Consider the following 1,507-nt stretch of genomic DNA (forward strand, 5'->3'; position numbering starts at 1 on the left):
ATACGTCCTAACCCCTAGACGAACGGACCATTTTGCATCGTTATTCGGTTCGTTTTAGCTATTTTGCCGCCCTGTTCCGTTTAACGAGGTGCAAAGATAAGTAAATAAATGAGGTGAACGCAAGTCTTTCGAGCCCTTTACCGCTAATTTTTTTACAGAACAAGTCTGATCTAAATTGGGGTACAATCTATTGATTTGAGAACCAGCTAGTTTTGTCGGTAGCGTCGTCAGGCGTAAGCTTGAAAAAAGTTAAGGCACGATTCGATTAGAAATTGCGTTCGCCCCAGTTACAATGCATTAATGACCATGGGCGGCAATACTTACCTCTTTCCAGGCTTCAATGTCTTTGAGGCGTTGGGTATACACCTGATGCATGCCGTGGTAGGCCATTTTACCCAGCAACAGTCGTTGCGGCGGATTTGGGTTGTCTACGATATTCAGAATTGGTTCGACTGTCGCTTCGGGCTTACCCCAGGTATCCGCACTTTCGCTGGAACTGCTGAAGGCTTCGCGTACCGGAGCGTAGTCGGCAATGTCGCTGGACGTTTGGGTAGCGGAGGCACCCGCCCAGTCGGTAGCGTAGCCGTTGGGTTCGATCAGCGTAATTTTAATACCCAGATGGGCTACTTCCGAGCCAATGGTTTCGATTAACCCCTCTACCGCAAATTTGGAGGCATTGTACAGACCCAGCATCGGTAAGGTCGTCAGGCCCAGGAAGCTGGAAACCTGAATCAGATGGCCGCTTTTCTGTTTCCGGAATACGGGCAATACGGCCTGAGCGACCCAGAGTGAGCCAAAAAAGTTGGTTTCCATTTGCAGGCGGGCCTGGGCTTCGGTGGTTTCTTCCGTCGTTCCGAAAAGCCCGTAACCCGCGTTGTTGATCAGTACATCGATCCGACCAAAGTGCTGCCCGATTTTCTGCACGACGGTATGGACTTCTTCCCGGTTGTTAACATCGAGGGTGAGAGGCAAAATATTCTCGCCGTAGGTGTTCACCAAATCGTTGAGGGCTTCGGTATTGCGGGCCGTGGCGGCTACTTTATCGCCGCGTTTGAGGAAGGCTTCTGCCCATAATTTGCCAAATCCTTTGGATGCTCCGGTAATAAAAATGACTTTCGACATGATCGTGCGTTGTTTTGTAAAATCTGATTAGGCTTTAGTGCCTTTTGACGTTACAAAGGTAGAGGGACGCATACGGGCCGGAATAGCTCATTTCAGCGGAAGAATAGCACAGAAATACGGGAAAGAATTCAAGTTGGGAATATTTGTACTAGTCTGGACAAAAAAGGAATTTCCATCAGGGGTGACTCAATCCATACGCAGCTTTAATGATAGAAGCAGGACTGATCGTATCACCAGAGGTACGCGAGTTTGCCAAGAGGTAGGATACGTCGAAACTAAGGGCTGTTTCAATCAACATTGCTGGAAAGAAAGAAAAAAAAGAGCCCTGATTACTCAGAGCTCTTTGCCAATGTTGGTAGTCCGTACGGGAATCGAACCCGTGTTT

2 protein-coding genes are annotated in these 1,507 nt (G+C 48.3%); both read right to left on the reverse strand.

Annotated features, from left to right (window positions below; genetic code table 11):
• Nucleotides 1-297: 297 nt before the first annotated feature.
• Nucleotides 298-1,122 carry an SDR family NAD(P)-dependent oxidoreductase gene (locus tag BWI93_RS05055; protein ID WP_094809061.1) on the reverse strand — a complete coding sequence of 275 codons (825 nt, stop codon included), beginning with the start codon at nucleotides 1,120-1,122 and terminating at the stop codon, nucleotides 298-300.
• Nucleotides 1,123-1,297: 175 nt separating this feature from the next.
• The coding region (locus tag BWI93_RS28120; protein ID WP_217902232.1) for a hypothetical protein at nucleotides 1,298-1,507 on the reverse strand (210 nt) is incomplete at its 5' end.

Source organism: Siphonobacter sp. BAB-5385 (assembly GCF_002261125.1).
Taxonomy (GTDB): Bacteria; Bacteroidota; Bacteroidia; order Cytophagales; family Spirosomataceae; genus Siphonobacter.

Bases quoted from the DNA above. Each gene is read 5' to 3' on its own strand.
- BWI93_RS05055 (WP_094809061.1), bottom strand. From the start codon at position 1,122: ATGTCGAAAGTCATTTTTATTACCGGAGCATCCAAAGGATTTGGCAAA.